Genomic DNA, 5358 nt, shown 5'->3' with positions numbered 1-5358 from the left:
CGCCCCCGCGGCTCCCGTGGCCGGGACGGCGGACCTCTTCGGCGAGCGGACGATGATGGTGCCGCCGCCCACGCCGTCCTGGGCCCCGAGCGAGGCGCCCCCCGTGACCCCCGACCTCGTGATGCCACCACAGCCGCCACCGTCGCAGCCACCGTCGATGCAGTCACAGCCGCCGGTGCAGTCGCCGTCGCAGACGGCGCCCGAGCCCCCGGCCGCCGCGCAGCCGCCGCTTCAGCTCTCGGTGGAGCCGCCGACGCCACCATCGGTACCGCCGGCGCCGGGGCCGCCCGCGCAGTCCGGGCCGCTGCCGCCCGTCGACCCCGAGGACACCGCCGCCTGGACCTTCAACCCCCACGAGGACGACGACACCTCCGGCGGCTTCACCGCGCCCGCGCCGCCCGCCTGGTCGGCGAGCCCGCCCGCGCTGCCCGCGGCCGGCTCAGCGGACACGTTCGGTTCGGCGGAGCCGCCGCCCAGCACGTTCGGGCTGGAGCCGCTGCCCGAACGCACGGAGTCGATCGTCCCGGACTCGTGGTTCGCACGCCCGCGCAAGCCCGACCCGATGGAGGCGGAGACGACGCAGGTGGTCGGCGGGCAACCGCCCACGATGCTGGACGCCGACGCGACCCAGTACGCCCCCGGCCCCGGGCCGATGAATCCCGGGATGCCCGGCGCGCACCCAACGCCGATGGGCTTCGGCGCCGACCTCGACCAGACGCGAATGGATCCCGGTTCCCCGATGGGTCCGCCTCCGATAGGCGCACCCCATATGGGCATGGGCCAGGGCAGTGCCATGCCCATGGGGCCGATGGGACCGATGGGGCAGGGCGGGCCCGGCGGCCCCGCGTATGGCGCTTATCCGCCTGGCCAGGGGGGTGACCGTCCGGGGGGCAGCGGGCCGAGCAAGCCGCTCATCGGTGCCGTCGCCGCGCTGGTCACGATCGCGGTGGGGTCCATCCTGTTCGTGGCATGGCCGTCCGGGGACGACTCGTCCGCGACCGGCGACCCGACCCCTACCCCGTCGAACAAGCAGGTCGCGGAGAAGAACCCGATTCCGGCCGCGACGAAGGAGCAGGCCGCGGCGATGAACGCGGTGCTGAACGACAGCGTCGGCACGCGGCGCGTCCTCGCCGGGGCGCTCGGCAGGGCCGGCAAGTGCGCGACGTTGCCGCAGGCCATCCAGGGCTTCCAGACCGTCGCGCAGCAACGCCAGAGCCAGCTGAACCGCACCAGGGACCTCCAGGTGGACAAGCTGGCCAACGGCGAGCGTCTCCGCAGGTCGCTGACGGAGGCGCTGACGGCGTCGCTGCAGGTGGACCAGGTCCTGCTGCAGTGGGCGCAGCAGAACCAGGCGAACTGCCGCGGCAAGCCCCGTCCGAGCGCCGCGCAGGTTCCCGGACGTGCGGCCAGCGAGCAGCGCGCGACGTCGGCGAAGAAGCGGTTCGTCGTCCTGTGGAACCCGGTCGCGAAGAAGACCGGCCAGCCGGTACGGAGCTGGCGCCGAGTATGACGGCCGGTCACGACCCGGTTGCGACCTTCTGACGGACGGTTCCCGACCGGTGACCGCGCAAGTATCTTGTCACCGTCGAACACGATGGGTAGGGGGCCCTCATGCGGTGTCCGGGCTGCGGTAGCGACACCACGTCGGCGTTGCCCCGGTGCACACGCTGCAACGCGCCGCTCAACACGACGCCTCCGGGCGGTGACGCGACGGCTCCCGACGAGCCGCCCGCGCCTCCCTGGACGCCGTCGCCGCAGGGCCCCGCCCTCTGGGAGGCCCACGGGCCGTCCGACCGGCTCCCCCCGGGCCAGCCGCCCCCCAGCCTGCCGACGCCCGAGTACACGACGCCGATGCCGCCGTCCGACGAGACGTCGACGCTGCTCTCGCCCGAACCGTGGTCCGTCCCGCCGGGCGGCCCTTCGTCGTCCGAACCCGCGATCTGGCAGCCGCCCCCGCCACCGAAGGCGAGCAGGGTCCCGTACTTCCTGGTGGCGGCGGGCGTCGTCCTGCTCGTCGGGCTCGCGCTCGGCATCGTGTTCTGGCCGAGCGGTTCGGGCACGCCCTCCGATCCCGCAACCGGCGGCGGGCCGTCCACGCAGCAGAGCCAGGACGTCGTCCCCGAGAGCGGGGAGCCGACCGGCGACCTCGACGGGCAGGCCAAGGCGGTCGACGCCCTGCTCGCCGAGATGGGCACGACCCGGTCCGACCTCGGCTCGGCCGTGGTCGCCGGGTGCGAGAAGGGCGACCTGCAACGCGTCCTGGACGCCCGCCGCTCGCAGCTCGAAAAGGCCCGCGCCCTGGACGTGACCGCCCTCGACAACGGCGCCCAGATGAAGGACGCGCTCGTCCGCGCGCTGGAGGCGTCCTCCGAGTCGAACCAGCGCTACCTCGACGTCGCGCCCGGCTGCCCGTCCGACAGCGAGGTCGCGGACGTCAACCAGCGGGCCAGCGACGCCAAGAGCGAGTTCATGGGCTACTGGACCCCGATCGCCCAGCAGGCCGGTCTCCCCGCCCGCACCGCCGACGACATCTGAGCCGTCACTGCATCTGAGACATCACTGCATCTGAGACATCACTGCGCGTCGCCCGGACGGCCGAGGAAGGGAAGGCCGGCGGACGGGTCCCCGAACGGGGCGACGAAGCGGTCGAACCAGCTCAGCACGGGTTCCAGCCATTCGCCGACGCGCATCGTCTCGGCGACGTGGTCGATCTGCTCGTCCTCGTCGAAGCCGATCGCGACGACGGGAAGGTCCTGGTAGAAGCCCGCCTGGTCGTCGTCGCCGTAGAGCGCGGTGAGCGCGACGGGACGGTTGCGCTCGAGCTCCATCGACAGCGGATGGCGGCGCAGGGCGCGGAGGCGGTGGCCGAGCTTCGGGTCGGGCGGCTGCTTCAGGCCGGGGAGCTGGTAGTCGAGCGGCGGGGCCGACGCGTGCTTGTCGGGGACGCGCTCGTCCCCGTAGGGGAAGAGGCGGTCGAGCTCGTGCAGCCATCTCACCTGCGGGATCACCCAGTTCGGGCCGGGCGCCGTGCCGGGGGTGCCGCCGCCGAGGAGGTGTCCGGCGACCTTCGCGACGGCGGCGGTCAGCTCGGAGGGCGGGTACGCGGTCCGCAGCGCCCGCGACCGCCGCGACACCGCACGCTCCACCACCGTCGCGAGCACGCACTCGCGCAGCCGCGGCGCCAGCCGCGACCAGGCGCGGAGCAGCTCAAGCGGCACCGCGGGCAACGGACGGTTCACGACATGCGCAAGGACCAGCGTGTCGGCCCACAGCCGGAGCCACGCCCAATCGGCATTCCCCGCGACGAGATCGGCTTCACGCAGCTCGTACAGCGTGCAGGCCCGTCCGGACCGGCATTCGCAGCCGCACGCGGCCGATCGGCGTCCGTCCACCGGGGGCGGCGGTCCCGGCAGCTCCGCCTCGCGGCCCTCGCCCAGCGGGACGCGGACCCGCAGCGGACGGTCCATGCCGTCCGCGAACACGGCCGCGACACCGGGACGCAGCGACACGACCTCGCGGGACTGATCGTCGTCGAGGTTCATCGCCGCGCCGACCTGGTGCCGGTCGTCGAACGCGGGCAGCCGGTGCACGACCTTCAGCGCCGTGTTCTTGATCACGTCCGGGACGAGCTTGGTCGGGATCTGCTCGGCGACGATGATCCCCTCGCCGTACGCGCGGATCTCGGCGAGCATCCCGGCGAACAGCTCGACGGCATGCGAACTGGTGCGCTCAGGGCCGCGGTTGCGCAGCAGCCGGTGCGCCTCCTCGATCACGATGACGTGCCGGAGCGCGGGACCGTCCGTCCGGTCGCGGCGCCGCTCCCGCATGCGCAGATGTTCAACGATCCGGATGATGAGCGTCCCCATGAGGAACGCCTTGTCCTCGTCGTTCGCGACGTCCTCGATCGCGAGCACGATGTTGTCGCGCAGCATCCCGCCGATGTCGGCCGGGTGCCCACCCTCGAAGAACCGTCCCGCCGACCCGATGCGCAGCGAGCGGAGCCTTACGTCCACGAACCCCTGGACGTCGGCCATCAACTCCCGCCCGTACCCGACATCGGAAATGACCTGGAGCGCGGCGTTCTGCAATTGCTCCAAGGTCGGGACAGCGGGCTCGATCAACGACCCGGGCACGCCCGCGCCCGTCACCACGTCCCACCCGTTGTTCTCATAGACCCGCTGCAGCGCCTGCGCCATGATCTGCGGAAACGGCTCCTCGGCGTCGAACGCGGCCTGGAACAGCGCCCGCACCATGTCGATATGCGCCTGCACCGGATAACCGGGCTCGGGCGCCAGCGGATTCACCGACAGCGGCACCGACCCCGGATCGGACGGATTCACCACGGTGACCGGCCCACCGAGATCCTGAATGCGCCCCGCCATCGCCGCGTACTCCGACTTGGCCGGCTCGATCGCCAGCCACGGAATGCCCGCGCGGGTGAGCTGCTCCAGCAGATGCCGGACGGTCTGCGACTTGCCGGCCCCCGTCGCCCCCGTCACGAACACATGCCGGTTGATGGTGGACCGGGGAACGGTGAGCCGCCCGACCTGCCGGTCCTGCCCGTCCAGAATGGCGCCCAGCTCGATCTGCGCCTCCTCCGCCCTCTCGGCGGGGGCCTGCCCATCGGTCTCGGACGTGACGTCGAAGTACCCGGCGTCCAGCACCCGCAGCCCCGGGACCTCCCTGCGCGGCAACCCGGCCAGCGCCGCCAGCGTGCCGGCGGTCGCGATGAACGGGAACCGCTCGTCCGGCTCCACGACCGACCGCACCGGAGCAGCCTCGCCCCCAGGCCGCAACGTCCCGGCGAACGACCCACCACCCTGCCCCGACCTCAGCCGATAGGGATGGTGGCCCAGCTCCATCGACCCGACGAGCACAGGCGCGATCTGCCCCAGCTCGGCCTGCGTCGCCGCCCCCGCGACAACCCTGACCTGCCACAACCCCGCCTCGCGGAACGCGTCCAGTTCCGCGAGCCGCTGATCCGCCCGCGCGACGGCCAGCCGCGCCTGCTCATCCTCACCCCGCCGCAGCATCCGCAGTTCGTGATGCAGCTCCCGCATCTCACTGTCGATCAACCGCTCGTCGCACGGATCGGCAACGACGAACCACCCGAACGGCCGCTCCATCAACGTCACGAGCGTCGCCTCGAACAGCCCGGGCCCGACGTCCGCCCGCCCGACCTGCGGGGCAAGCCGCCCGGGACAACGCGTCCACGCCATCCGCTCGGCCTGCCGCAACCACCCGTCCCCGATGGGCACTCCCCGCGCACCACTCGGGAACAGCAGCCCGTCCCCCACCCCACTGATCGGCCCCGCATTGGTGATCAGCTCAAGCGGCGCCCCACCCCCCGCCGACAAC

At 72.9% G+C, this 5358-nt stretch carries 2 protein-coding genes and 1 pseudogene; 2 read left to right on the top strand and 1 reads right to left on the bottom strand.

Annotated elements, in window-relative coordinates; all coding sequences use genetic code 11:
• A pseudogene (locus tag ETD83_RS43255) lies at positions 1-1510 on the top strand (hypothetical protein); the annotation flags it as partial.
• Between the two features lie 140 nt (positions 1511-1650).
• The gene (locus ETD83_RS38835) at positions 1651-2535 is read left to right on the top strand and encodes a hypothetical protein (RefSeq protein WP_138650178.1); all 885 of its coding nucleotides are present in this window, start codon (positions 1651-1653) and stop codon (positions 2533-2535) included.
• 38 nt (positions 2536-2573) lie between these two features.
• Here the strand turns inward: ETD83_RS38835 and ETD83_RS38830 are convergent.
• Positions 2574-5358: ATP-binding protein (locus ETD83_RS38830; RefSeq protein ID WP_138650177.1), on the bottom strand; the 2785-nt coding region annotated here is incomplete at its 5' end.

The sequence above is a fragment of the Actinomadura soli genome (assembly GCF_005889715.1).
GTDB lineage: Bacteria > Actinomycetota > Actinomycetes > Streptosporangiales > Streptosporangiaceae > Spirillospora > Spirillospora soli.
The sequence above is the reverse complement of the archived record's forward strand: the minus strand, read 5'-3'. Positions and strand labels throughout refer to the sequence as shown.